The sequence below is a fragment of the Streptomyces sp. NPDC111507 genome, assembly GCF_055638955.1.
Window position 1 is genome coordinate 24,407 of record NZ_JBVKBU010000023.1, and the last position, 25,493, is coordinate 49,899.

The 25,493-nt window shown below is 70.8% G+C and carries 20 protein-coding genes and 1 pseudogene; 12 read left to right on the forward strand and 9 right to left on the reverse strand.

Annotation, left to right across the window (positions count from 1 at the left end; all coding sequences use genetic code 11):
- Position 1: 1 nt before the first annotated feature.
- Positions 2-1,855 carry an AfsR/SARP family transcriptional regulator gene (locus ACZ7M2_RS47175; protein ID WP_471600522.1) on the reverse strand — a complete coding sequence of 618 codons (1,854 nt, stop codon included), beginning with the start codon at positions 1,853-1,855 and terminating at the stop codon, positions 2-4.
- Positions 1,856-2,100: 245 nt separating this feature from the next.
- On the opposite strand from ACZ7M2_RS47175, the gene ACZ7M2_RS47180 reads away from it, so the two are divergent.
- Positions 2,101-2,283, forward strand: a complete 183-nt coding sequence (locus ACZ7M2_RS47180; protein ID WP_352049976.1) for a hypothetical protein — start codon at positions 2,101-2,103, stop codon at positions 2,281-2,283.
- An 88-nt stretch (positions 2,284-2,371) separates the two neighbouring features.
- Here the strand turns inward: ACZ7M2_RS47180 and ACZ7M2_RS47185 are convergent, their stop codons facing one another.
- Entirely contained in the window at positions 2,372-5,368 is a 2,997-nt protein-coding gene (locus ACZ7M2_RS47185; RefSeq protein WP_471600523.1) for an AfsR/SARP family transcriptional regulator, read from the reverse strand.
- A gap of 257 nt (positions 5,369-5,625) precedes the next feature.
- On the opposite strand from ACZ7M2_RS47185, the gene ACZ7M2_RS47190 reads away from it, so the two are divergent.
- A complete protein-coding gene (locus tag ACZ7M2_RS47190; protein WP_471600524.1) occupies positions 5,626-5,826 on the forward strand; it encodes an MbtH family protein in 201 nt (66 codons plus the stop codon).
- 399 nt (positions 5,827-6,225) lie between these two features.
- On the opposite strand, the gene ACZ7M2_RS47195 is transcribed toward ACZ7M2_RS47190, so the two are convergent.
- Positions 6,226-7,689: an MFS transporter gene (locus ACZ7M2_RS47195; protein WP_471600525.1), complete on the reverse strand. Its 1,464-nt coding sequence runs from the start codon at positions 7,687-7,689 to the stop codon at positions 6,226-6,228.
- A 274-nt stretch (positions 7,690-7,963) separates the two neighbouring features.
- Here ACZ7M2_RS47195 and ACZ7M2_RS47200 point away from each other — a divergent pair, with 274 nt between their 5' ends.
- From ACZ7M2_RS47200 to ACZ7M2_RS47225, 6 genes are all read left to right on the forward strand, one after another.
- The gene (locus ACZ7M2_RS47200) at positions 7,964-8,422 is read left to right on the forward strand and encodes a MarR family winged helix-turn-helix transcriptional regulator (protein WP_099921367.1); all 459 of its coding nucleotides are present in this window, start codon (positions 7,964-7,966) and stop codon (positions 8,420-8,422) included.
- Positions 8,423-8,820: 398 nt separating this feature from the next.
- A complete protein-coding gene (locus tag ACZ7M2_RS47205) occupies positions 8,821-9,576 on the forward strand; it encodes an NPP1 family protein (RefSeq protein ID WP_471600526.1) in 756 nt (251 codons plus the stop codon).
- Positions 9,577-9,711: 135 nt separating this feature from the next.
- The gene (locus tag ACZ7M2_RS47210) at positions 9,712-10,008 is read left to right on the forward strand and encodes a hypothetical protein (protein WP_352049982.1); all 297 of its coding nucleotides are present in this window, start codon (positions 9,712-9,714) and stop codon (positions 10,006-10,008) included.
- A gap of 166 nt (positions 10,009-10,174) precedes the next feature.
- Positions 10,175-10,603, forward strand: coding sequence for a DUF3052 domain-containing protein (locus ACZ7M2_RS47215; protein ID WP_471600527.1), 429 nt, complete (start codon positions 10,175-10,177; stop codon positions 10,601-10,603).
- Between the two features lie 141 nt (positions 10,604-10,744).
- A complete protein-coding gene (locus ACZ7M2_RS47220) occupies positions 10,745-11,602 on the forward strand; it encodes a glycosyltransferase (protein ID WP_060898431.1) in 858 nt (285 codons plus the stop codon).
- Positions 11,603-11,939: 337 nt separating this feature from the next.
- The gene (locus ACZ7M2_RS47225; RefSeq protein WP_471600528.1) at positions 11,940-15,143 is read left to right on the forward strand and encodes an AfsR/SARP family transcriptional regulator; all 3,204 of its coding nucleotides are present in this window, start codon (positions 11,940-11,942) and stop codon (positions 15,141-15,143) included.
- 69 nt (positions 15,144-15,212) lie between these two features.
- On the opposite strand, the gene ACZ7M2_RS47230 is transcribed toward ACZ7M2_RS47225, so the two are convergent.
- Complete coding sequence (locus ACZ7M2_RS47230; protein ID WP_471600529.1) at positions 15,213-16,904, reverse strand: bifunctional 3'-5' exonuclease/DNA polymerase; 1,692 nt, start codon at positions 16,902-16,904, stop codon at positions 15,213-15,215.
- Positions 16,905-16,951: 47 nt separating this feature from the next.
- Positions 16,952-17,725, reverse strand: coding sequence for a Clp protease N-terminal domain-containing protein (locus ACZ7M2_RS47235; RefSeq protein ID WP_471600530.1), 774 nt, complete (start codon positions 17,723-17,725; stop codon positions 16,952-16,954).
- A gap of 126 nt (positions 17,726-17,851) precedes the next feature.
- On the opposite strand from ACZ7M2_RS47235, the gene ACZ7M2_RS47240 reads away from it, so the two are divergent.
- Entirely contained in the window at positions 17,852-19,000 is a 1,149-nt protein-coding gene (locus tag ACZ7M2_RS47240; RefSeq protein ID WP_471600531.1) for a DUF2786 domain-containing protein, read from the forward strand.
- A 24-nt stretch (positions 19,001-19,024) separates the two neighbouring features.
- Here the strand turns inward: ACZ7M2_RS47240 and ACZ7M2_RS47245 are convergent, their stop codons facing one another.
- The 3 genes and pseudogenes from ACZ7M2_RS47245 to rpsN all read right to left on the reverse strand — a co-directional run.
- Positions 19,025-19,576 carry a DUF4232 domain-containing protein gene (locus ACZ7M2_RS47245; RefSeq protein ID WP_471600532.1) on the reverse strand — a complete coding sequence of 184 codons (552 nt, stop codon included), beginning with the start codon at positions 19,574-19,576 and terminating at the stop codon, positions 19,025-19,027.
- 259 nt (positions 19,577-19,835) lie between these two features.
- Entirely contained in the window at positions 19,836-20,306 is a 471-nt protein-coding gene (locus ACZ7M2_RS47250; protein ID WP_471600533.1) for a hypothetical protein, read from the reverse strand.
- A gap of 181 nt (positions 20,307-20,487) precedes the next feature.
- Positions 20,488-20,757 (reverse strand): annotated as a pseudogene (gene rpsN, locus ACZ7M2_RS47255) (30S ribosomal protein S14); the annotation flags it as partial.
- Between the two features lie 985 nt (positions 20,758-21,742).
- Between rpsN and ACZ7M2_RS47260 the strand changes: the two are divergent.
- Positions 21,743-22,012, forward strand: coding sequence for a DUF397 domain-containing protein (locus ACZ7M2_RS47260; RefSeq protein ID WP_352049990.1), 270 nt, complete (start codon positions 21,743-21,745; stop codon positions 22,010-22,012).
- A 124-nt stretch (positions 22,013-22,136) separates the two neighbouring features.
- Here the strand turns inward: ACZ7M2_RS47260 and ACZ7M2_RS47265 are convergent, their stop codons facing one another.
- Positions 22,137-22,655, reverse strand: a complete 519-nt coding sequence (locus tag ACZ7M2_RS47265) for an ATP-binding protein (protein WP_054237522.1) — start codon at positions 22,653-22,655, stop codon at positions 22,137-22,139.
- Between the two features lie 337 nt (positions 22,656-22,992).
- Here ACZ7M2_RS47265 and ACZ7M2_RS47270 point away from each other — a divergent pair, with 337 nt between their 5' ends.
- Entirely contained in the window at positions 22,993-23,817 is an 825-nt protein-coding gene (locus tag ACZ7M2_RS47270; RefSeq protein WP_471600585.1) for a helix-turn-helix domain-containing protein, read from the forward strand.
- A gap of 188 nt (positions 23,818-24,005) precedes the next feature.
- Positions 24,006-25,466, forward strand: coding sequence for an aldehyde dehydrogenase family protein (locus ACZ7M2_RS47275; protein WP_471600534.1), 1,461 nt, complete (start codon positions 24,006-24,008; stop codon positions 25,464-25,466).
- Positions 25,467-25,493: the final 27 nt, after the last annotated feature.

Here is a 25,493-nt window from a genome sequence, read left to right on the forward strand (position 1 = left end):
GTCAGCCCGCCTTGACGAGACCGAAGCCGGGCGCGGGGAGCGGGGTGGAGCGAGGTGCGGAACCGGGCAGGGATCCGGACCCGACGGCGTCCTCCAGGGGCCCTAGGAAGAGCAGTCGCACCAGAGGGTGCAGTTGGTACAGCGGCAGGCCGCGGCGGTCGATGCCGCACAGGTCGAGCATCGAGAGGTCCACCAGCTGCTCCAGGAGCTCCTCGGCCGCGGCCTCACCGGTGCCGAACGCCACCCCGGCCGCCGCTGCGTGGAAGGGCTCCCGACCAAGCAGCGGCAGCCGGCCGAGAAGCGCCCGGCTCGGCCGGTCGAGCCCCTCCAGCGGCCGGCCCAGGGAACGCTGTACATCGAGGTCGCCGAGGCGGAGTTCGAGCAGCCGGGTGCGCGGGTCGGCGAGCCGCTGGGCGAGCCGGTCCGGCGACCAGTGCGGCCGGGCGGCGAGCCGGGCTCCCGCGATCCGCAGCGCCAGCGGGAGCCCCGCGCAGTGCGCCACTATCTCCCGGGCCGCTTGGGGTGCGGCGTCGATCCGGCCGGGACCGGCCGCCGTGCGCAGCAGCTCGTGCGCGGCGGCGTCGTCCAGCGGGCCGAGCACCGTGGTGTGCGCGCCGACCGTCTCGGTGAGAGGGGTCCGCGCGGTGACGATGACCGCGATGTCGGGGCTGCCGGGCAGCAGTGGGCCCAGCTGGAGGTCGCCGGAGGCGTTGTCGAGCACCAGCAGGAGGCGCTTGCCCGCGGTGCGGGTGCGGTAGCGGCGTACCAGCTCGTCGAGGTCGTCGGAGATGTGGCTCTCCCGGTCGAGACCGGTCTCGCCGAGCGCCCGCAGCAGCCGCAGCAGGACGTCGCAGGGGTCCTTCGGGGTGCCGTCGGGGCCGCGCAGATCGGCGTAGAGCTGCCCGTCGGGGAAGTGCTCGGTGCTGGCGTGCGCGGCCCGCACGGCGAGCGCGGTCTTGCCGATGCCGGGCATGCCGGTGATCAACAAGCGCCGGGGGCGCCAGGCGTCGCGGCCCGGCGCGGGCCTCACCAGCTCGCAGAGGGAGGCGAGTTGGTCCTCCCGGCCGGTGAAGGCGACGGTGTCGGCGGGCAGCGTCGAGGGCGCCGCGGTGGCGGGCGGCGGGGTCCGCTCGCCGCGCAGCACGATGTGGTACGCCGCTTCGAGCTCGGCGCCGGGGTCGACACCGAGCTCGTCGGCGAGGATGCGGCGGCCGTGGTGGTAGGCATGCAGAGCGTCGGACTGCCGGCCCGAGCGGTGCAGGGCCAGCATCAGCTGCGAGCGGAGCTTCTCGCGCGTGGGGTGGCGGGTTACCAGACCGGTCAGCTCGGCGGTGATCTCCTGGTGCCGGCCGAGGGCGAGATCGGCCTCGATCCGGTTTTCCAGTGTCGCCGCGCGGGCGTCGTCCAATTGCGGAATCTCGACTTCCGAAAGGAATTCGGTGACGTTCGCGAGCGCGGGCCCCCGCCAGAGTTCGAGTGCGTCCCGCAGGAAGTTACCGGCCGTTTCGTAGTCTCGCTGCCGCAACGCCTCCCGGCCGAGCCGGTCGAGCCGCTCGAATTCGAGAAAGTCGATGCTGCTGTTTCCGGGGCGCAGTACATATCCTGGCTGCTGCCGCGCGATCTCGACATCGGGTCCGAGTTGTTTGCGCAGCCGCGAGACGTAGGTGTAGATCTGCGAGTTCAGCGTCGCGGGAGGCGACCAGCCCCACAGCAGGTGGCTGAGGCGGGCGTCGGACACGACCCGACCGCGGGCCAGCAGCAGCGCCGCCAGCACCGTGTGGATCTTCGATCCCGACAGTGCGGCGACGGTGCCGCGCCGGCTCGCTTCGACCGGTCCTAGCAGTCGAAATTCCATGTGGGCCCCCGTTGTGAGTTCTGTGATGAACACTCTTGGAGGATAGGACGGCTCATTTTTGACGTCTTTTCGGCCCGATTTCGTGAGGGGCGAAATCGAAACGACATCGGGTCGACAGGTGTGATCCATAACGTTTCTCCTGTCGCACCGGGCGCACCGCAGACAAGGCGAGCGGTCGGGGCGGTCAACGAAACGTTCACCCGCACATGGCGTACGAACGACTGTTTTTATATGGGGGAGAAGTAATGCGCAGCAGCACCCGCACTTTCCTGGCCTCGGTTCTCGGCGCGCCCGCTCTGGGCGGTGTCCTGCTGGTCGGTGGCACAGGCGCGGTGGAGATGCCGTCCGTCCGGGCCGTCGAGGCCCCGGCGCTCGTCGTCATCGCCGACACCCCGGCGGTCGTCGACGAGAACAACCCCTGGAGCTGACCCGAGTGACGGAACCCCGCACCTGGCGCAGGTGCGGGGCTCGCTCCGTTTGGGCGCTCCGTTTGGGCGCTCTGTTTCGGCGAGAGAGTCAGTGCGCGGAGAGTAACTGCCGGAGCTCCTCGGGCGACGGCCCGTACGGGGGATGCTCCGCGGTCAACGAGTCCATCACCAGGGTGATCCGTTCGCCCTGTGGTCTGGCGCCGTACTCGGCGAAGGTGTTCCTGGCCCGGCGCAGCCGGCCCACCGCCCCGTCCCGCCCGGCCAGCAGGTCCAGGCAGCCCAGATTGGCCTCGGCCCGGGCCCGCAGCAGATGGTCGTTGATGTCGTCGGCGATCGTGAACGCCTCCTGCAGGGTCACCTCCGCCTCGGTCAGATTCCCCTGCCGCCAGAGAATCTCGCCCGCGAGCCGCAGGATGTGGGCCTCGCCGGTCCGGTCGCCGTGCTCCCGGACGATCCTCAGGGCTTCGTCGCACTCGCTCGCCGCCTCGTCCAGCCGGCCGTGCCGCATCAGTGCCTCGGCCAGGCGGAGGATGGACTGTGCGAGGCCGCGCACCAGCCCCGTCGCCCGGCTCAGGGCGATGGCCTCGGTGGACAGCCGCAGGCTGCGCTCCAGGTTTCCGCGCTCCAGCTCTATCTGTGCCAGGGCGCCGAGCCCGTGCGACTCGCCGCGGGCGTCCCCGATCTCCCGGAAGCCGAGCAGCGAGGCCTCGCCGTCCCGCAGCGCCTGGTCGAGGTCGCCGCGTACCCGCGCGTTGTGGGTGAGCATGCGCCGGGTGAGGGCGGCGCCCGCCACGTCGCCGATCTCGTCGAAGATCCGCAGGGCCGCCCTGAGCCGCCCCTCGGCGATCTCGTAACGCTGGGTGTGCAGCGCGACCCCGCCGAGCAGCCGCTGCATGCTGGCCTCGCCCTGGCGGTCGAAGCACCGCTGAGCGGCCGCCAACGCGCGCTCGGAGCAGATCTCCCACTCCTCCAGATAGTTGCGGGACTCCTGCAGCGGGTTGCTGAGCAGCGCCAACTTCCAGGCATGGGCGGCCCGGCCGGTCTCGGCGGCCTGCCGGACCGCGTCGACCAGGGCGCTGTGCTCCGCCTCCATCCACTCCATCGGATCCGTGAGCAGCTCCTCCACCAGCGACTGCGGAAGGTTCGGCTCCGGGATCCCGTCCAGGGACGCGAACTCGGCGCCGTACAACCGCTGGTAGGCGACCCAGCACAGCGAGAGCCAGCCGTCCAGGGCCCGGTCGAGGACGCCCTCACGTTCCTCCGGGGTGTCCTCCTCCTGGGCGCACTCCCAGGCGAACAGGCGCAGCAGGGCCTGAAAGCGGTAGCGGGGCGGCTCGCCGGGGCGGCCCGAGGCGACCTCCAGGAGCTGGGCGTCGACCAGTTCCTCGATGAGGTCCTCGGCCTCGATCGGGTCGGTGTCGAGCACCGTCGCGCCGACCCATGCCGCGAAGTCGGGCATGGTCAGCAGCCCGAGCCGCCGGTACATGCGGGCCGCCGCGGGCGGCAGATCGCGGTAGCTGAGCCGGAAACCGGCTCGCACGCCGCCCTCGTTGGGGCTGAGTTCGTCGAGCCGGCGTCGCTGGTCCTCCAGGCGTCGCACCAGGTGCCGGACCGACCAGTGGGGCTTGGCGGCCAACCGGGCGCCCGCGATCCGCAGTGCCAGCGGCAGCCGGTCGCAGAGCGTGCCGAGCCGGGCGGCGGCCTCGGGGTCGGCGGCGATCCGCTCCGGTCCGGCCACCGCACCGAGCATGGCGGTCGCCTCCGCCTGGCCGAGCACGTTCAGCTCGATGCGGTGTACGTCGTAGTCGCCGGTGAGGTCGTCGATGGCGTCCCGGCTGGTGATCAGTACACAGCAGTGGCGGCCGCCCGGCAGCAGCGGCCGGATCTGCGCGAACGACCGGGCGTTGTCGAGCACCACCAGGATCCGTTTGCCGTCCAGGATCGACCGGTACAGCGCGGCCCGCTCGTGCTGGTCGCCCGGTATCTGGGGCCCCGGCACGCCGAGCGCGCGCAGGAACCGGTCGAGCACGGCGGTCGGCGCCTGCGGCGAGTCCGACTCGTCGTAGCCGCGCAGGTCGGCGAAGAGCTGGCCGTCCGGGAACCGCCCGGCGACCTGGTGGGCCCAGTGCACCGTGAGCGCGCTCTTGCCGACCCCGGCGATGCCGGAGACGGCCGCCACGGCGAGCGGCGACTCCTGGCCCTCCCCGTCGAGCAGCCGGTCGAGCAGCGCGAGTTCCCGGCTGCGTCCGGTGAACGCGGCGGCCGACGAGGGGAGTTGCGCGGGCACGGTACGCAGCTCCGGGGCGACCTGGGGCTCCGGCGGCAGGGTCAGCTCGGGGTCGTCCCGCAGGATCAGTTCGTGCAGCTCCTGCAGCTCGGCGCCGGGCTCGATGCCCAGCTCCTCCACGAGCACCTGGCGTCCCTCGCGGAAGATCTCCAGCGCCTCGGCCCGTCGCCCCGAACGGTACTGGGCCAGCATCAGATGGGCCCGGGCCTGTTCCCGCAGCGGGTGCTCGCGGACCAGCGCGGCCAAGTCGGAGATGAGTGAACGGTGCTGGCCGAGCTGCAGTTGCAGTCCCGCCTGCTCCTCGCGCAGCTCCAGCCGGAACTCGGCGAGCCGGGAGGCCTCGTGGTCGATGGGTCCGCCCGCAGCCCCGTCGAGCGCGGATCCGCGCCACAGCGAGAGCGCCTCGGTGAACAGGGCGCACGCCTGGACGGTGTCGCCGGCCCGGGCCAGCTCCCGCGCCTTGCGCACCCGGGTCTCGACCTCGTGGATGTCGATCCGATGCTCGCCGAGGTCGAGGATGTAGCCGGGGTGGGAGGTGACGATCAGGTCGTCGACGCCGGCCGAGGTGCGGAAGGTCTTGCGCAGCGCGGTGACACAGATGGCGATCTGGTTCCGCGCGGTGGCCGGTGGCTCCTCGCCCCAGACGGCCTCGATGAGGGCGTCCACGGAGACCACTCTGTTCAGAGCGATGAGGAGCATCGTCAGCACGGTGCGCTGACGGCCACCACCAAGTCTGACGGGCTCCCCGTCCACCCGTACGTCCAGCGGTCCGAGCAGCCTGAAGTCGATCCGGTGCAAGACGCCCTCCACTTCCCCCGAGTCCCCCACCCGGAGTCGCCGAGACATTGTGGGCCTTGCCGCGTCGCAGAATCAACCAAGATCCATAAAGCGTTCACACGGCACGCACAGACCGGGTGATCATGTGCCTCCTTTCTGATCCAAATCACTATATGCAGGACCGATGGAGAGGGAATATAGGTCCTCGCGGAGAGTGGATTGTGACGTTCGCTCGCCGCCGCACAGGGGCGAGGCACCGCCGAGCAGAGGAAGCTGACATGGCAACGAACCCCTTCGAGGATGCCGACGGCACCTTCTCCGTCCTGGTCAACTCCGAGGGCCAGCACTCGCTCTGGCCGTCCTTCGCGGAGGTCCCGGCGGGCTGGGAGCCGACCCTGGCGGGCGCCACCCGCCAGGAGTGCCTGGCCCATGTCGACGCCACCTGGACGGACATGCGCCCGGCCTCGCTCCGGCACTAAGCGCTCCGCTGGAAGTGCGGGGAGGTGCCGTCGATCGTCTGCGGCTCCATCGTGGCCGGTCGCGCAGTTCCCCGCGCCCCTTCAGCGCGCTGTCGAACCGCAGCGGACTGCGCCCGACCCGCTTAGTTCTGCCCCTGTTTCCGCCAGGCCAGGTCCGCCATTCCCCGTGCCGGCGGCTCCGCTTCGTCTCTCCGCTCGGTCCGTAACTCGTCCGCGTCGCCGTGCTGGTGAGCACGGTGCCCGCGTCCGCCGGCGCCGGGGCCCGTTGGTGATGCTCGGTCACGGCCCGAATTGCCAGCGAACCGCCACAGCCAGAAAACACCAGAAAACCGCAGGCCAGGGATCTGACCTGCGGTTTCTTCAATGCTGCGAGAGTGTGGCTCGGGTGCGCGGGTGGGGTCAGGCCTTCGCCTCGACCGCCTCGGGGGCCGCGGCCGGGGTGGGTTCGGCCTGCGGCTGGGCGGCCGCCGGGCGGACCGGGATGAGGAAGGCGACGATCGCGGCGGCGATGCCGACGCAGGAGCCGATCAGCATGGCGACACGGAAGCCGCTTTCGGACGGCAGGGAGACCGGGCCGAACTTCGTGGTCATCTGGGCCAGGACCACGGCCATCACGGCGGCCGAGACGGAGCTGCCGATCGAGCGCATCAGCGTGTTGAAGCTGTTGGCCGAGGCGGTCTCCGACTGGGGCACCGCGCCCATGATGAGCGCGGGCATCGCACCGTAGGCGAAACCGACGCCCGTGCTGCAGACGATGGTCACGGCGAGCAGGCCCAAGGCGGAGCCGTTTCCGATGAGCGGCAGGGAGATGCCGTAGCCGACGGCGATGACCAGGGCGCCGACGGTCAGGGTGATCCGGGGGCCCTTGGCGGCGGAGAGCTTGGCGCCGACCGGGGAAATGATCATCATCATGAGGCCGGCCGGGGCCATCCACAGGCCCATGGCCAGCATCGACTCGCCGAGGCCGTAGCCGGTCTCCTTGGGCAGTTGCAGCAGCTGGGGGATCACGAGGGACTGGGAGTACATCGCGAAGCCGACCAGGATCGAGGCGGCGTTCGTCATCAGTACCTGCGGACGCGCGGTCACCCGCAGGTCGACCAGCGGCTCGGCGCTGCGCAGCTCCCACCAGCCCCAGGCCAGCAGCAGGACGATCGCGGCGGCGAGCAGGCCGAGCGTGGTGACGCTGCCCCAGCCCCAGTCCGCGCCCTTGGAGACGCCGAGGAGCAGGCAGACCAGGGCGATGCCCAGGCCGATGGCGCCGAGCAGGTCGAAGCTGCCCGAGGCGGTGTTCTCGCGGCCCGCGGGCACGAAGAACCAGATCAGCGTGGCGATCGCGAGGGTCAGCGCGGCGACGACCCAGAACAGCACGCGCCAGCTGGCGTTCTCGGCGATCGCCGCGGAGAACGGCAGGCCGAGCGCGCCGCCCACACCCATGGACGCGCTCATCAACGCGATGGACGAGCCGAGCTTCTCCGCCGGTACGACGTCCCGCAGCAGGCTGATGCCGAGGGGCACCACGCCCATGCCGAGGCCCTGCAGACCGCGGCCGGCGATCATCGGGACGATCGAGGAGGACAGGGCGCAGACCACGGAGCCCAGGATCAGCGGGACCAGGGAGGCCAGAAGCATGCGCTTCTTGCCGTACATGTCACCGAGGCGGCCGGAGACGGGGGTGATCACTGCCGCCGCGAGCAGCGTGGCGGTGACGACCCAGGAGGCGTTCGAGGCGGTGGTGTCGAAGAGGGTCGGGAGTTCCCCGATCAGTGGCACCACCAGTGTCTGGGTGATCGCGGCCACGATGCCGCCGAAGGCGAGGATGCCGACAACACCGCCCGAGCGGGCTGCGGGCTGGGAACTGTCCACGGGTACTCCCTGTTGCTCATTCCGGGCTTGTTGCTGTGCTGCGGATCCGGGCCTGCGGGGGATCCGGGCCTGCCGCGTCTACGGGCCGGCCGCGTCGCCGGATCACCCGGATCACCCGGATCGCGGTGAGTCGCGGGCAAGGCGCACGCGAGTTGCATGCTGCACGCAATGTGCATCATGCACGTCTCATGCATCATACACATCGCGGTGGTATACCTGGCGGGAGGTAGCTTTCCTGTAGGGGAAGCGAGCCGGGAGCCGAAGGATGCCTCGCGTGGACAAGCCACTTGACCTGCTGGAATTCGAGACCATGCTGCTCGGGCGCCACATGCACATGCTCAACCCGCGGGGGCGCGGGGTGAGTGAGGAGCGGCTGGACCGCAGCGCGTACGTCCTGCTCAGCCGTATTCAGGTGCAAGGACCGATGTCCATCGGTGAGCTCAGAGAGGCCTTCGGTCTGGACGCGTCCACCCTCAACCGGCAGACCGCCGCGATGCTGCGGGCCGGGGTCGTCGAGCGCATGCCCGACCCCGAGGGGGGCATCGCCCGGAAGTTCGCCATCACCGCGGAGGGCAGGCGCCGGCTGGAGGCCCACCGCGCCGAGAACCTGGACGGTCTGGAGAAGATCATGACCGACTGGGATCCCGAGGACGTGGCCGAGTTCGCCGCCTATCTCAGCCGTTTCAACCGCGACATCGAGCGTCTCGACGGGCGTCCCTGGCCGCGCGGTTGAGCGGGTGAAGGGGAGGGCGGGGACTCGGGGCGGGCCGCAGAACCGGCCCGCCCCGGTGTGGTTCCGAACGGCACGATGAGAGCCGCGACGGCGAGCGCCGTCCCCAAGGACCGGCGGCCGAACCCCCAGGTGTCCGGGACGCCGGCCGGGGTGTCTGCCTGGCCGACCGGGGTGTCCCCCTAGGGATGCCGACCGAGAGGTGGGTCGACACCTCTAGGCGTGTCGACCGAGGCGTCGGTCGAGATCGGCGTCAACTCCCCCGTCCCCTTTGTTGGTTGATCCTTCACCCTCGGGACACCCCGCACCGCTTGAGCGCTCAACGAGTCGAGTGAGGGTGATCCGGGCATGCCAATGAAACCGCTTGCCCCACCCCCCTCGTGGTCCCTCAGGAGGACGCAGTGCAGAAGAGCTCGCGCGTACGCAGGGCCTCTCTCATCCTCGGCAGCGCCGTCGCGCTGGTCGTCGCCTTCCCCAGCAGCGCGCTCGCCGCCCCGCCCAAGGCCCTGCCCGCCAACGCGGACGACTTGGAGAAGACCTGGCAGCCGGCGTACGACTACGACACGGACGGCTGTTACCCCACGCCCGCCATCGGCCCCGACGGGACCATCAACGGCGGCCTCAAGCCCTCGGGTTCACCCAGCGGCGAGTGCCACGACACCTCGGACCTCGACAACACCAACGGCTACTCGCGCGAGAAGTGCAACAACGGCTGGTGCGTGATCCTCTACGGCCTCTACTTCGAGAAGGACCAGGCCACGATCGGCGGGCACCGCCACGACTGGGAGCACGTGGCGGTCTGGGTGCAGAACAACCAGGCCAAGTACGTCTCCACGTCCGCGCACGGCGACTTCAACGTCTACAGCGCCGACCAGGTCCTGTGGGACGGCACGCACCCCAAGATCGTCTACCACAAGGACGGTCTGAGCACCCACGACTTCCGGCTCGCGAACTCGGGCGACGAGCCGCCGGAGAACGGCTACCACACCTGGCAGTACCCGGCCCTGGTCGGCTGGAACGGCTACCCGGCGGGTCTGCGCGACAAGCTGAGCGCCTACGACTTCGGCAGCGCCAACTTCGGACTCAAGGACGCCAACTTCGCCGCCCACCTCACGAAGGCCATGCCGGCGGGCATCTCGTTCGACCCCAACGCCTGACCGGTCGGGGATTTCCTTCTTCGTCCCCGTCACACCTCAGCCTCCGGGCGCGTCAGGGAGATGGCGCCACCACGTGGCCCGGTAGCGGTGTGACAGGCATGACAGGTGTGACGGGGACGAGAAGGAGATGACGACATGGCCGTTCTGATGGTGCGTGCCACGGTGAGGCCCGAGTGCGTAGACGCGCTCGAAGCGGCGCTGCGGAAGATGTTCGCCGCGATCGAGGCCGCGCGGCCCGAGGGCGTGCGCTACGCCTCGTACCGGCTCCCCGACGGAGTCACCTACCTCGCCGAACTCGAGATCGCGGACGGGATCGAGAATCCGCTCTCCGCGATCCAGGAGTTCCGTGAGTTCCAGGCGGGCCTGAAGGACTGGCTGGCCGCCCCGCCGTCCGCCGAGCGTTTCGAGGTGCGGGGCGCGTACGCCGCCTGAGGCCGCGCGGGTGTGCGTCCGGTAAGAGCCGACGCGAGTCGGTAAGAGTCGGTGAGAGTTGCCGGGACTCCGGGCGCGCACCCCGTGTCGTGGCCCCCGCGACGAGTAGGTTCCGAGCAGGTTCGCCCCTGACCGCGCGGAAAGCAGGGGCGGGAAGGGGCCCGGTGTGAGTACGTCCCGTACGGCCGGCGGTGGCTACTCCGGTACGCCGCTCACCAAGAAGATCGGCGTCAAGGCCGGTCAGCGGGTACGACTGGTGCACCGGCCCGAGGGGTGGGAGATCCCCGGACTGCCGGAGGGGTGTGCCGTGTCCGGGGGCGACGGGGCCGCGGGGGCCGATGTCACCGTCGTCTTCCACCGGTCCCTGGGGGAACTGGTCGCCGAGGCTCCCGCGCTGGTGGGCGGCCTCGCCGATCACGCGATGCTCTGGATCGCCTGGCCACGCAGGGCGGCCGGGCACCGCAGCGACCTCACCGAGAACGCCCTGCGCGAGATCTTCCTGCCGCTCGGATTGGTCGACGTGAAGGTGGCCGCGCTGGGGGAGGACTGGTCGGGACTGAAGTTCGTACGGCGCAAAGAGCTTCGTACGACGTGAGTAAATGCGGAGGGCGCGGGGAAACGCGGCGTACGTGAGGGAGACTCCGGGTGAACGGCTAGCATCGCGGGCAGAGTTGTCGGCCTGGGATGGAGTGGTGTCGTGTCGGAGGGTCCTCGGATCGCCGTTGCCGTCGTGACCATGGGGAACCGGCCCGACGAGGTCGACGCGCTGCTCACCTCGGTGGCCAAGCAGGACGTCGCGCCCGCGCGGATCGTGATCGTGGGAAACGGGTGTCCACTGCCCGAGTTCGCCGAGCGGCTGGGACTGCCCGGTGAGGTGACCGGCATCGAGGTCGACGAGAACCTCGGCTGCCCGGGCGGGCGCAACGTGGGCCTCGCCCGCCTCAGGGAGTTCGCGGACGTGGACGTCGTCGTCGAGCTGGACGACGACGGGCTGCTGGTCGACGCGGATGTGCTGCGCAAGGTGCGGGACCTGTACACCGCCGATCCGCGCCTGGGCATCGTCGGCTTCCGCATCGCCGACGAGCACGGGGAGACCCAGCGCCGGCACGTGCCCCGGGTCGGGGCCAAGGACCCGATGCGGGGCGGTCCGGTCACCGGGTTCCTCGGCGGCGGACACGCGCTGTCCATGCCCATGCTCGCCCGGATCGGGGACTGGCCCGCCGAGTTCTTCTTCGCACACGAGGAGACGGACATGGCCTGGCGGGCCATCGACGACGGGTGGACCGTGCTCTACGAGCCCGAACTGCTGCTCCAGCACCCCAAGACCTCGCCCGCCCGGCACGCCATCTACTACCGGGTCACCGCCCGCAACCGGGTCTGGCTCACCCGTCGCAGGCTGCCCCTCCCGCTCATCCCCGTGCACCTGGGAATCTGGATGCTGCTGACGCTCGCACGGACGCGGTCGCTCGGCGGGCTGCGGGCCTGGTTCGGCGGCTTCGCGGAGGGCCTGCGGCAGTCGGGCGGTGAGCGGCGGCCGATGCGGTGGCGGACGGTGTGGCGGCTCACGCGGCTGGGACGCCCGCCCGTCATCTGACGGCGAGCGGCAGGACGGCCGGGAGCGGACGAGGGCCCCGGTCGCTCACCTCCGACGACCGGGGCCCTCTCTGTCCCCGGATCCGGCCACGGCGGCGACACTCCCCCGAGTTACGCGTTGTACGCGCGCACCGTCGGGCCAGATCCGATGCAGTGATCCCATCAGCCCGCGCCAACGGATCGCTAACATGTCGCCAACGGGTTTCCATCCGGAAACCCGGAAACCGGAAGTCGGTCGGCGTGAAGTCGTCGCAAGAAGGCGCGAAGTCGCCATGGGTGTGGTCGGTACCGGTCTGAACCGGTCGGGTCGGTCGCACGGAAAGGCAGTGGGGCGGGCTATGCGGTACGGGCTGCGCTTCGGGCTGCTGGGGCCTCCGGTGTTGTACGACGCCGACGGCGAGGTCCGTTCGATCGGCGGCGGCAAGATGCGCGCCCTGCTGGTCGCGCTGCTTCTGGAGCCGGGCCGGGTCGTCTCGGTGGACACGCTCAAGGACGCGCTGTGGGGTGGGGCGCCGCCCGCGTCCGCGCAGGCCTCGTTGCAGAACCACGTCACCCGGCTGCGACGGCTCCTCGACGATCCGGAGCGGCTGCGGGCCATGCCGCCCGGGTATCTCCTGCGGGTCGGCGAGGGCGAGTTGGACGTGCGCGTCTTCGAGTCCCACGTCACGGCCGCGCGCGCCGCGCACGCCGGGCGCGACTGGGAGCGGGCGCTGCGCGAGGCGCTGGCGGCGCTCGTGCTGTGGCGCGGCACACCGCTCGGCGGGGTCCCGCCCGAACTCGGCGGACACGCGCTCGTCCAGCGCCTGGAGGAGGCGCGGCTGCTCGTCCTGGAGTGCCGGTACGAGGCCGAGTTGCGGCTTGCAGGGCCGGGGGCCGGGGGGACCCATGCGGGTGAGGGCGCCGGTGACAAGGCGCATGCTGGGGGCACCGGCGGTACCGGGGTCGGCTGGGTTTTCGGTGACACCGGGGACGGCGGTGACATCGGGGACGCCGGGGTCTCCGCCGACGCAAAAGCAACGGAAACCACCAGTGCTCCCAACACCTCCAGCACCCCCGGCGTCACCCGACTCGCCGCCCTCGCGCCCGAGTTGTCCGCCCTGGTCGCCGAGTACCCCCTGCGTGAGGCCTTCCACCGGCTGCTGATGCTCGTACTGCACCGCACCGGACGTCAGGCCGAAGCCCTGGCCGTCCACCGCGACCTACGGGCCCGCCTGGTGGAGGAACTCGGTGTCGAGCCCGGGCCCGCGGTGCGCGCGGCGCATCTGGAGATCCTGCGTGAGCGGGCGGGGGAGAGCGACGCGTCCGCACCCGACCGGGACGGGAACGAGAACGCGGACGGAGACCGTGCGGAGCAGGCCGCCCCGGCGGAACCGGTCCCGCCCCGACCCGCCCAGCTCCCGCCTACGCCCGGGCACTTCACCGGCCGCGCCGACGTACGCCGGGAACTGAACGTGGCCCTCGACACGGCCCGGCGCCCCAGCTCCGCCGCTCCGGCCGTCGCCGTCATCAGCGGGATGGCCGGAGTCGGCAAGAGCGCCCTGGCGCTGCATGTGGCACACGGCCTGCGGGAACGTTTCCCCGACGGCCAGCTGTACGTCAACCTGCACGGCGCCACGCCCGGAATGACCCCCCTCACCCCCGGCCAGGCGCTCGCCGCGCTGCTGCGCGATGTCGGTGCCGAGCCGCGCCGGATCCCCGAACACCCGGACGCTGCCGCCGCGTTGCTCCGCTCGATGCTGGCTCCGACGCGCACCCTGATGGTGCTCGACGACGCCGCGCACGCCGCTCAGGTACGGCCGCTGCTGCCCGCGGGCGCAGGGTGCGCGGTGATCGTGACGAGCCGTTCACCGCTCACCGCGCTGGACGGCGCGCGGCGTTTCCCGCTCGCGCCGCTCTCGGTGGAGGACAGCGCGGCGCTGCTGCGCGCGGTGTCCGGGCGGGTGGACGGCCTCGACAGTGCGCACCCCCTCGTCGAGCTCACCGGCCGGTTGCCGCTCGCCCTGCGTGTGGTGGCGGCCCGCCTCGCCGCGCGCCGCGCGCTCACGCCGGACGTCCTCGCCAGTCAACTGACTGCCACCGAAGGGCGGTTGCATCATCTGGAGTACGACGACCTGAGCGTCCGCAGATCGCTGGCCGTCGCGCTAGACGCGCTGCGTGCCTCGGAGCGTGAGGCCGACCAGGACGCGGCGCTCGTGCTGCGCGGCATCGGCGCGCTCGACCTCCCCGTGTACGGCGCGCCCCTGCTCGCCCGGCTCTGCGGCGTCGCCGAGTTCCGTGCCGAGGCCGCCCTCGACCGCCTCGTCGACGTCGCGCTCCTGGAGGAGACGGCGTACGGCCGCTACGCACCCCACGACCTCGTCCGCGACTTCGCCCGGGAGATCGCGGGCGAGACGGACGGGGAACCCGGGGACGGGGGCGCGGGCATCCGTGCGTCCGAGCGGGCGTTGCGCTGGTACGCCGGTGTCGCCGCCCGCTCCCTCGAAGCGATCGTCGAGCCGGGCCTCGACCGCGAGGACCGCAGCCGGCCGACCGCCGCGCAACCGGCCGCGCACACGGTGGACGCCGCGGCCACGCCGCCGTTCTGCACCGCCAGGGACGCCTTCACCTGGGGCGACCTGGAACTGGAGAACGTGGTGGCGTTGGTGGAGCGGTACGCGGACACCTCCGCGTACGTTCCCGTGCTGGTGCGGCTGCTCAACCCCTATCTCCAGCGCAGCGGGCGCGTACCGGAGTCGGAGGTGCTCCTGCGGGCCGCGCTGGGCGCGGCGCGGCGGCTCGGGGACGAGGCCGCGCAGGCGTACGCGCTCGGGGACCTCGCGGGGCTGCACTTCATGACGGGCCGCGCGAGCGAGGCGCTCACGCTGAACGACGAGGCGCTGGCGATCTGGCGGCGGCTCGGGGTGCTGTCGTGGATCCGGCGCGGTCTGAACAACCGCGGCATGCTCCTGGAGGGGCTGGGCCGCCACGCGGAGTCCAGCGAGGCGCTGCTGCAGAGCCTCGAACTCTCCCGGGAGCTGGGCGACCCGCACACCGAGGCCATCACCTACAGCCACCTCGGCAATCTGTACGAGCATACGGACGCCCGGGCCGCCATCGACCACCACAAGCGCAGTCTGGCGATCGGCGACGCGATGGACGACGTGATCATCCGGCACTCCGCGCACTGCAACATCGGCTACGCCCACCTGACGCTCGGCGAACCGGCCGCCGCCGTACCGCACTTCGAGGAGAGCCTGCGTATCCTCGGCGGTCACGGGGACTGGCACGGGGAGTCGCAGACGCGGCTCGGGCTGGTGCGCGCGCTGCGTGGGGTGGGGCATGCCGAACGGGCCACGCGTGAGTGCGACCTGCTGCTCCTCCGCGCCGATCAGCGCGCCGACCGGTACACCGGCGGGCTCGCCCGGCATCAGCTGGGGCTGCTGCTGCACGCGCAGGGGGATGCCGGAGGGGCGTCCGAGCTGTGGAAGTCGGCGCTCGCGGCGCTGGACGGGACGGACACCTCGGTGGTGGGAGCGCTGAGGGAACTCCTGGAGGAGGAGTAGGTCACCTGGAGGAGGCCACCTGGAGGTGCCGGTCACCTGGGGGGAGCGAGACGCGGGCCGCCGTCCGGGTCACTTCGCGTCCGCGTAGCACTCCACCACCGCCGTCGTGAACGGGAAGTGGACCGGGCTCTCGCCGAACGTCAGCCGTCCCGCCAGCTCCGCGGCCTCCCGGATCGCGGCCACGACCGCGTCCGCCTCCTCGGTCGGACAGTGCACGATCACCTCGTCGTGCTGGAAGAAGACCAGCTCGGCGGCGAGGTCCGCGCAGGTGCGCCGGAGGGCGGCGAGCAGCAGCAGCGCCCAGTCGGCGGCGCTGCCCTGGACGACGAAGTTGCGTGCGAAGCGGCCGCGGGCGCGGGAGTTGGAGGAGGCGTAGCCCGGCACCCAGCCCTGGTCTCCGAGGGGCTCGGCGGGTTCGTCCTGCGGGATGCCCGCCTCCTCCGAGGAGGCGTCGGACGCACCGGCCGCCGGGGGACTCGTCCGCCCCAGCCACGTCCGTACGAGTCGGCCCTCCTCGCCTTCCCGCGCCGCGTCGTCCACGTAGGCGACGGCGCGGGGGAAGCGTCTTCTCAGCGCGGCCAGGTTCTTCAGGCCGTCGCCGGACGTCTGCCCGTACACCGCCCCGAGCACGGCGAGTTTGGCCTGTGCCCGGTCGCCGGCGAACGCCCGGTCCGACACCGACTGGTACAGGTCGCTCTCCCGGCCCGCGACCTCCATCAGGCCGGCGTCGCGCGAGATCGCGGCCAGCACCCGCGGCTCCATCTGGTCGGCGTCGGCCACCACGAGCCGCCAGCCCGGGTCGGCGACGACGGCACGCCGGATCACCTTGGGGATCTGCAGGGCGCCTCCGCCGTTGGTCACCCAGCGGCCGGTGACGGTCCCGCCGGGCAGGTACTCGGGCCGGAAGCGTCCGTCGCGCACCCAGTCCTGGAGCCAGGACCAGCCGTGCGCCACCCAGATCCGGTACAGCTTCTTGTACTCGAGCAGCGGCTTCACGGCCGGGTGCTCGATGGTCTCGATCTCCCACCGCCGGGTGGACTTGATCTTGATCCCGGCCTGCGCGAAGGCCTTGACGACGTCGGCGGGCAGATCGGGGCGGACGCGCCTGCCGAAGGCGGCCGACACCTCGTCCGTGAGCTCGGCGAGGCGTCTGGGCTCGCCGCCGCCCGCGTACCGCTCGCCGAGCAGCTCGTGCAGAACCTCGCGGTGGACGTCCGCGCGCCACGGCAGCCCGGTGCGGTTCATCTCGGCCGCCACCAGCATGCCCGCGGACTCGGCCGTGGTCAGCAGGTGCATGCGCTGCGGGTGCGCGGTCATGTCGTGCCGGCGGCGCTGATCGGCGTACACCGCCAGGAGGTCCTCCAGGGGTACGCGGACCGGGCGCGGCTCGAAGAGGGACGACTGCGAGCCGGGCTCGGCGGAGCGCTGCGGGGGATCCGGCGGTACGGGGCCGCCGCGCAGCCTCGCCAGCGCGGCGGCCGCCGACCGGGGTTCGCCGAGCCGGCCCTCGTGGCCGAGCAGCAGTGTCTCGGCGGCCTCGATGTCGTAGCACCGCTCCACTCGCACCCCCGCGGCGAGCAGACGCGGATAGACCTCGGCCGTGGACCGCCAGACCCACCGGACCACGTCGGGTCGCCCCCGCACGGCCTCGACCAGGTCCGCCTCCCTGCGCACCGGCCCCGCGGGCAGCCCGTCGGAGCCGAGGGGGGCGACCTCCGCACCACCGTCCTCGGCCGGCCCGAGAGCCCACCGGTCGCTCATGGTTCCGAGTCTCGCAGGGGGGTCTGACAACGGCCGCGGACGCGGCCCTACTGATCTTCTTGCTGGTCCTTCTGCGGGTCCTGCTGCTGGTCCTTCTGCTGTCCCCCCACCGCGACGATCTCCAGCACGCGCGCGAGGTAGGTCTCCGCCGCTGTCTTGTCGATGCCGAGGCCACTGAGGACGCCGTTGCCGTTCTCGTACTCCAGGAGGGCCAGGAGGATGTGTTCGGTGCCGATGTAGTTGTGGCCGAGGCGCAGGGCCTCGCGGAAGGTGAGTTCCAGGGCCTTCTTGGCGGCGGGGCCGTACGGGATGAGCTCCGGGACCTCGTCGGCCGCCGGCGGGAGCGCCGCGGTCGCGGCCTCGCGGACGGCGTCCAGCGTCACGCCCTGCGCGGTGATCGCCTTCGCGGCGAGTCCCTCGGGCTCGGAGAGGAGGCCGAGGACGAGGTGCGCGGTGAGTCCCTCCGCGTTGCCCGCGGCCTTCGCCTCGTTGTGCGCGGCCACGACCGCGTTCCGGGCGCGGGGCGTGTAGCGACCGAAGCCCTGGCTGGGGTCGAGGTCCGACTCGGCCTTGGGGACGAAGCGCTTCTGCGCCGCCTGCCGGGTGACCCCCATGCTCTTGCCGATGTCCGTCCAGGACGCGCCCGATCGCCGGGCCTGGTCCACGAAGTGGCCGATCAGGTGGTCGGCCACGTCGCCGAGGTGGTCCGCCGCGATCACCGCGTCCTGGAGCTGGTCGAGCGCGTCGGTGTGGACCTTCTTGATGGCCTCGATGAGGTCGTCGAGACGTACGGATGCCTTGGCAGGTGGGTTCGTCGTCATGCGTCAACCGTAGGTTGACAGTCGGAGGGTGTCAACCCGGAGTTGACATACTCAGGACTCCCGTCCACGCTTCCTTGTCCACAGGGTGTGGACGGTCCGGTTCGGCGGGCGTGACACGATCGACGCATGAGCAGTACGCCCAGCATCGTGGAGCGCGCCTTCGAGGCCGCGCTCTACGCCGACAGCGACGCGGCCCTCGACACGGGCGCCTCGCTGCTCGCCGCCGACCCCGCTTCCGACGCCGAACTCGCCCGCCGCGGCGAGGAGTTCGTCGCCTCGGCGTGGCGTCGCGGCTGGCAGCCCGCCGACGTCGTACGGATCGTGCGGCGCGAACTGGACGAGGTGCACCTGCAGTTGGTGTCGGAGCTGGTGCGCGCGGAGTCCGGCCGGGACCGGCGACCGCGGGGCCCGCGCTGGGCGGCGCAGCTCGAAGAGCTGGACGCCCGCGCCCCGCGCACCGACCGCTTCTCGCTCGCGACCGCCACGCTGGAGCTCTACCGGCTGCTGCTCCGCCTCCCCATCCTCGAACCCCTCGACACGCACCTGTCTGACGGCGCGTCACGCCACCCGGCCGCCCCGCAGGAATCCCGCATGCTCACCCGTATCCGCGCGCTGCTCGCCAAGGCCGAGGCGACCGGATTCCCGGAGGAGGCGGAGGCGCTGAGCGCCAAGGCCCAGGAGCTGATGGCCCGGCACAGCATCGACGAGGCGCTGCTCGCGGCCCGTACGCACGCCAAGGACGCGCCAGGCGCCTGCCGCATCGGTGTCGAGCCGCCGTACGAGACGGCCAAGGCGGTGCTGCTGGACGCGGTGGCCGGCACGAACCGCTGTCGCGCCGTGTGGAACGAGTCGCTCGGATTCTCGACCGTCGTCGGCTTCGAACCCGACCTGGAGGCCGTCGAACTCCTCTACACCTCGCTGCTCGTACAGGCGACAGCCGCGATGACGAAGGCGGAGGCGGCCCAGCGGGCCGGGGGAAGGAAGCGTACGAAGAGCTTCCGGCAGTCGTTCCTGGCCGCGTACGCGCACCGGATCGGCGACCGGCTGGCGACCGCCGCCGAGGGGGCCGAGGGGGAGGCCGCGTCGCAGGCCCCGGTGGCGGAGCTGCTGCCCGTCCTGGCGGCCCGTGACGTGGCGGTCGACGACCACATGGAGCGGATGTTCCCGGACACCGTCACCACCCGGCTGCGCGGGGTCAACGACGCGGCCGGGTGGCAGGAAGGGGCCGCGGCGGCGGACCGCGCCCAGGTCAGAGCGCGTCCGCCACTTCGCTGACGCCCGGCGTGCGCCGGGAGCCGCTCAGTCGCCCGCTGGCTGGAACGAGCTCACGGTGGCGTTCGGGTCGCTCGGACCGGTCTTGCCCGCGAGGGGACCGTACGACCACTTGAAGCTCTGGGTGATGGCGGCGCCGGGCAGGCCGATCTTCAGCGTGGTCGCGGCGAGGCTCTTCCCGTCGCCCGCCGTGCCCCGTACGTAGGTGATCGTGAAGGAGGCGGTACCGCTCGCCGCCAGCGTCAGCTTCGGCGGAGTCGCGGACTTCTCCTCGGGCACGTCCGTACCCGTGCCCCCGTCCAGCACCTTGACGGCGGGGAAGCCCTGAAGGGTGCACTCGGCGCCCTTGTTGGTGAGCGTGACGGGCACGTTGCCGGTGTCTCCGGCGGCCGGGGCGGCGTTGGCGGGGCCGACCTGGATGCCGATCCGGTCGATCTTGCAGGCCGTGGAGGCGGCGGCGGAGGAGGCGGTCGAGGCCTTCTTGCCGCCGTCACTGTCGCTGCTGCTGCCGCCGCTGTCGCAGGCGGTGAGGGTGAGTGCCGCCGCGGCGGCGACGACGGCGATCGGAAGGGCGCGCATGGGTTTCCCCCTGGGTTCGTGAAGGTGCTCATGGATCATCACGCAGACCGGTGGGCGCGCGTTGCGCGGCCCCCCTGTCACGCGTCTCTCCCGTGCCGCATATATCCCGAATGTGACCCGAAGGCCGCCCCGCGTCGCCGGTATGAGCGACGGACAGACGAACGGGCCGCGGAGTCCCGGGGATTCCGCGGCCCGCCGCCAAGAGCCGACTGGGGTGGATCGATGCAGGTCAGGGCAGGTCAGGGAGGGGTCGGGCCGGTCAGGAGCCCAGGCTCGCCGTCGGCAGTCCCGACGGGAGCTGACCGCCCTCGGCCTTTGTGTACGACTCCTTGCCGAGGTTCCCCGACCAGGTGACCTTCAGCGTCGCGCTGTTCACGGAGTCGACCATGCCCGTCGCGCGGTCCTTGTTCCCGTCCGTGCACTTGAGGTGGATCATCCGCATGCCCGCCTCGTCACCGGCGGTCCCGGTGCACACGGTGCCGCCCGTCGTGAAGAGCCCGGCCTGCTTGCCGGTGATCACCAGAGCCACGGCCTTGCCGCCGGTCGTGGCCACCCAGCTGCCCTCCAGCTTGCTGGTGGCGGCCGACGGAGTGCCCGAGTCGCCGCCCGTGCCGGTCGTCCCCGAGGCGGACGCGCCGGGACTCGCGGACCCGTCCCCGGAGTCGGATCCCGAGTCGCTGCTGCACCCGGTGAGCGCGAGTGTGCCCGCCAGACCCGCGGCCAAGGCCATGGCCGCGCCCCGGGTCCGCCGACGCGGAAGAGTCGCCGAAGTCGCCGATGTCACTGAAGCCCCCAAGGGTGATGGTGTGGCTGGGGTCGCCGGAACGACCGCAGCAAGCTATCAGCCACACTCACGAACACCCTGAGCGAGACATCGGGAGAACGTACGAATCTTCTGAGGGAGTCGTCCACCAGGACGACTTGCGGACACCCGGCAGGAATCCGGCGTGCGCCTGCTCCCGCAGATTCCCCCGGGACACCCCGAAGGCGCGCAGATAGCCGCGGGGGCGACCGTCCACGCTGTCGCTGTCGCTGTCGCTGTCGCGGACGCGGGTGGCGCTCGCGTCGCGCGGCAGGCGGCGCAGTTCCTCCCGCGCGGCGGCCCGTTCGGCCTCGGTCGAGGACGGCCGGCAGAGGACCTCCTTCAGTTCGGCCCGCCGCGCGGCCGTCTCGACGCCGATCGCGTCGACGGTCTTGAGGGTGACGCACCTCTCTCTGAAGCGCCTTAGAAATGGGAGTCATTTTCATTAACGTGTCGGCCATGGCACACAACGAACTCCGTCCCGTCATCAAGCTCCGGTCCACGGCCGGAACCGGCTTCGTCGAATGGCAGGACGGAGACCCCTGTCCGGTGGTGGACGTCGAGATCTCGAACGTGAGCCGCCCCTTCTGTACGGGCAACGCGCGCGAGATGGCGCTGTTGCCGTACTCCGGCCCCGGCCGCCGATCCCACCCGGCCGACACGCTCCACTCCGTGGAGAAGTGGAGGGGAGGCGCCCCGCTTGCCCACGAACGGAACGGGCTCCACCGTACGAACGCTTCCTGCGCGACCGCCCCAAGGGCCTCGGTGAACTCCTCGACCACATGGGCACCGAAGCCGAAGCCGGGGCCGAAGCCGGGCCCGAGGCCGAGACTGAACCCAGTGGCGGCACGTCATGAATCCCGTCCGGACAGAGCCTCGCCCCCCGCTCCGGAGGACGATCCGCATCTCCGGCACCGTCGACGTGCGGATTCTCGCGTACGCGCCGGAACGGATGCCGCGCGTCCGGTGGGCCGACATCCATCCGGTGACCCCTCCGGATTGGGCCATTACGTGAACGTTGAAACTCGAAGGGCCCGGTACGCGTCTCTTCTTATTGCATGAGGGATTCGACCCGGACGACCCAGCGCGGATGATGGCGTGGAAGATCATGCACGGGGGCCGGGGAGCGCATGTCATGCGTTCCTCGGGGCAGACGCTGAACCAGATGCGGCCCGGCGAGTACCAGGCAGTAGTCGGGCGGTCAACACTCGGTAGTCAAATGGCGGTAAAAGCTGTAACCGTGGGACCACCCCCCGTGCACGTGCATCTGCCCATGCATCTGCACATGAACAGAGCTATGATCCGGGGCAGTTGGCCACTGCATCAATGGCCACATCGGCCACTGCACGACCGGGGAGCGACTTGTGGACCACGACGTGTACGACGTGGATGACCTGGACGACGTGTACAACGGCATGGCTGCGACCGAACTGACCGGGGTGGCCTGGCAGAAAAGCAGGCACAGCAACTCGCAGGGCTCCTGCGTGGAGTTCGCGAGGCTGCCCGGAGGTGACGTGGCGGTGCGGAACTCGCGGTTCCCGGAAGGACCCGCGCTCGTCTACACCCGCGCCGAGATCGAAGCCATGCTCCTGGGCATCAAGGACGGCGAGTTCGACCACCTGATCGTCGGCTGACATGAGTCGGCGCCGCACACCCGGGCGCGCCTTCGGGCGGGGCAACCGGCATAACTGACGGCAACGGCCTTCTCGCGGCGCGTAACGCGCGTAGAACCGCGGCGCCAAAAAGCGCCGCGGTTCTCTATTCGGCCGAAACCCCGCCGGCGGCCGGCTGCGGAAGCCTGAAGAGCGCCCACACGACCTTGCCGCTGAGCGTGCCCGCGAGCGGGTGCCAGCCCCAGCTGTCGGCGAACGAGTCGACCAGGAACAGGCCCCGGCCCGACTCCGCCGAGAAGTCCTCCGAGTCGCCCGCGACCGGACTGTCGTGACTGGGGTCGCGCACCGCGCACACCAGACGTGAGGTCCACCGCATCAAGTGCAGCCGCACGGGCGGGCCTTGGTCGTCCGAACGGGGTGTGTCCGAGGGCAGGGCGTGCCGCAGGGCGTTGGTCACGAGCTCGGAGACCACCAGGCAGACATCGTCGAAGCGCTCACCGATGTCCCACTGGTCCAGTGTTCTGCGCGTGAACTGCCGAGCTTCGCGCACCGCTTCGTAGCGCGCCGGCAGGGCGCAGGAAGCGGCGCTGGACACAGCCGCGGGGTCGAGCGGCGGAAGTCCCTGCCGTAAGGGCTCGAGCATGGTCGATCCATTCGTCCCCATGCGAGGCACTCCCGGGTGTTCGCGGTCGTTGCGATGCAGCGGTGGCGCGAGGACCATGGTTCCGAATGCGTACAGCAGATGCAAGGGCAGATGCACGTGCACGCGCCCGAATTAGACCTTCCTCCACCCTTTCTTGGCCATTTCTTCTGTCACCTTCTTCTCGCTTGTTGACCCTCTACTGATCTTTTCCTGTGTGGCCCCTTTGGACTCTTTCCGTTTCTGTAACTGAACGAGTACTGCTTGAAGTGTTTTAGTGGCAGACTTCGGCCCTTGAAGACGGTTGGGGAGGCGGACGAACGTGAGCGCTGGTGAGTCGAGCGGCTCGGTGGTGCGGCGCATGCTGCTGGGATCACATCTGCGGCGCCTGCGGGAGTCGCGCGGAATCACCCGGGAAGCGGCCGGTTACTCGATCCGTGCCTCCGAATCGAAGATCAGCCGCATGGAGTTGGGACGGGTGAGCTTCAAGACGCGCGACGTCGAGGACCTGCTGACGCTGTACGGCATCACCGACGAGGCCGAGCGCACGTCGCTCGTCTCCCTCGCCAAGGAGGCCAACGTCGCGGGCTGGTGGCACAGTTACTCGGACGTCCTGCCCAGCTGGTTCCCGACCTACGTCGGCCTGGAGGGTGCGGCCCATCTGATCCGGTCGTACGAAGTCCAGTTCGTGCACGGCCTGTTGCAGACGGAGGCCTACGCCCACGCGGTCGTCGCACGCGGCATGCGGGGCGCCTCGCATGCCGACATCGAGCGGCGCGTCGCACTGCGCCTGGAGCGGCAGAAGTACCTCGTCTCCGAGAAGGCCCCGGAGTTCCACATCGTCCTCGACGAGGCCGCGCTGCGCCGCCCTTACGGCGACCGTGAGGTGATGCGCGGGCAACTCCAGCATCTGATCGAGGTGTCGGAGCGCCCCAACGTACGACTTCAGGTCATGCCGTTCAGCTTCGGCGGCCACTCGGGCGAGAGCGGTTCCTTCACCATCCTGAGTTTCCCCGAGTCCGACCTGTCGGACGTCGTCTATCTGGAGCAGCTCACCAGCGCGCTCTACCTGGACAAACGCGAGGACGTCACCCAGTACGAAGGCGCGCTCAAGCAGTTGCAGCAGGACAGCCCCGGGCCCTCCGAGAGCCGCGATCTGCTGCGGGGACTGCTCCAGCTCTCCTGACCTTCTCCCCACCGCCTCCGGTGAGTCTTCACAGTCTGTTCGCCTGTGAGTCTTCGTGGACTCTTCGGAGGTGCTCTCCAACTCCCTTTGGACGCAAGTACGATGACGTCTGATCAGACGTTGATCGGATGTGTCTGCTGACTCAGACTCGGATGTCTGCCTCGGCAGCAAGGGGATTGAGGGAGCACATGTCGTCCTACTTCACCGACTTGGCCCAGCAGTACATCGACGGCGAGTGGCGCCAGGGCACCGGCTCCTGGGACATCATCGATTTCAACCCGTACAACGGCGAGAAGCTGGCGTCGATCACGATAGCCACGGCCGACGAGGTCGACGAGGCCTACCTCGCCGCCCGGCGCGCCCAGAAGGAATGGGCGGCGACCAACCCGTACGCCCGTCGCGCCGTCTTCGAGAGGGCCCTGCGCCTCATCGAGGAGCGCGAGGCCGAGATCACCGAGGTGATCATCGCCGAGCTCGGCGGCACCCACCTCAAGGCGGGCTTCGAGCTCCACCTCGCCAAGGAGTTCCTGCGCGAGTCGATCCAGCTGGCGCTGCGCCCCGAGGGCAAGATCCTCCCCTCGCCGATCGACGGCAAGGAGAACCGCCTCTACCGCGTCCCCGTCGGTGTCGTCGGCGTGATCAGCCCCTTCAACTTCCCCTTCCTGCTCTCCCTGAAGTCCGTCGCGCCGGCCCTGGCGCTCGGCAACGGCGTGGTCCTCAAGCCGCACCAGAACACCCCGATCGTCGGCGGCTCCCTGGTGGCGAAGATCTTCGAGGACGCGGGCCTGCCCGGCGGTCTGCTCAACGTCGTCATCACCGACATCGCCGAGATCGGCGACGCCTTCATCGAGCACCCCGTTCCGAAGGTCATCTCCTTCACCGGCTCCGACAAGGTCGGCCGCCACGTCGCCACCGTCTGCGCCTCGCACTTCAAGAGCGCGGTGCTGGAGCTCGGCGGCAACAGCGCCCTGGTGGTCCTCGACGACGCGGACATCGACTACGCCGTCGACGCGGCGGTCTTCAGCCGCTACGTCCACCAGGGCCAGGTCTGCATGGCCGCCAACCGCGTTCTCGTGGACCGCTCGATCGCGGACGAGTTCACCGAGAAGTTCGTCGCCAAGGTGACGACGCTGAAGGTCGGCGACCCGAGCGACCCCCAGACGATCATCGGCCCGGTCATCAACTCCTCCCAGGCGGACTCGCTCACCGGCGCGGTCGACCAGGCGATCGCCGAGGGCGCCACGGCCCTGGTGCGCGGCGCCACCACCGACAACCTCGTCGAGCCGACCGTCCTGACGGACCTGCCCGCCGACTCCGCCATCCTCCGGCAGGAGATCTTCGGCCCGGTCGCGCTCCTCGTCACCTTCGACGGTGAGGAGGAGGCCGTCCGCATCGTCAACGACACTCCGTACGGGCTCAGCGGCGCCGTGCACACCGCCGACATCGAGCGCGGTGTCGCCTTCGCCAAGCAGATCGACACCGGCATGTTTCACGTCAACGACGGCACCGTCCACGACGAGCCGCTGGTCCCCTTCGGCGGCGAGAAGCACTCCGGCATCGGCCGCCTGAACGGCGAGACGACCGTCGACGCCTTCACCACCCAGAAGTGGATCTCGGTCCAGCACGGCCGAAGCTTCTTCCCTTTCTAGGACTCCTTTCCAGGACTCCGCCCCTTC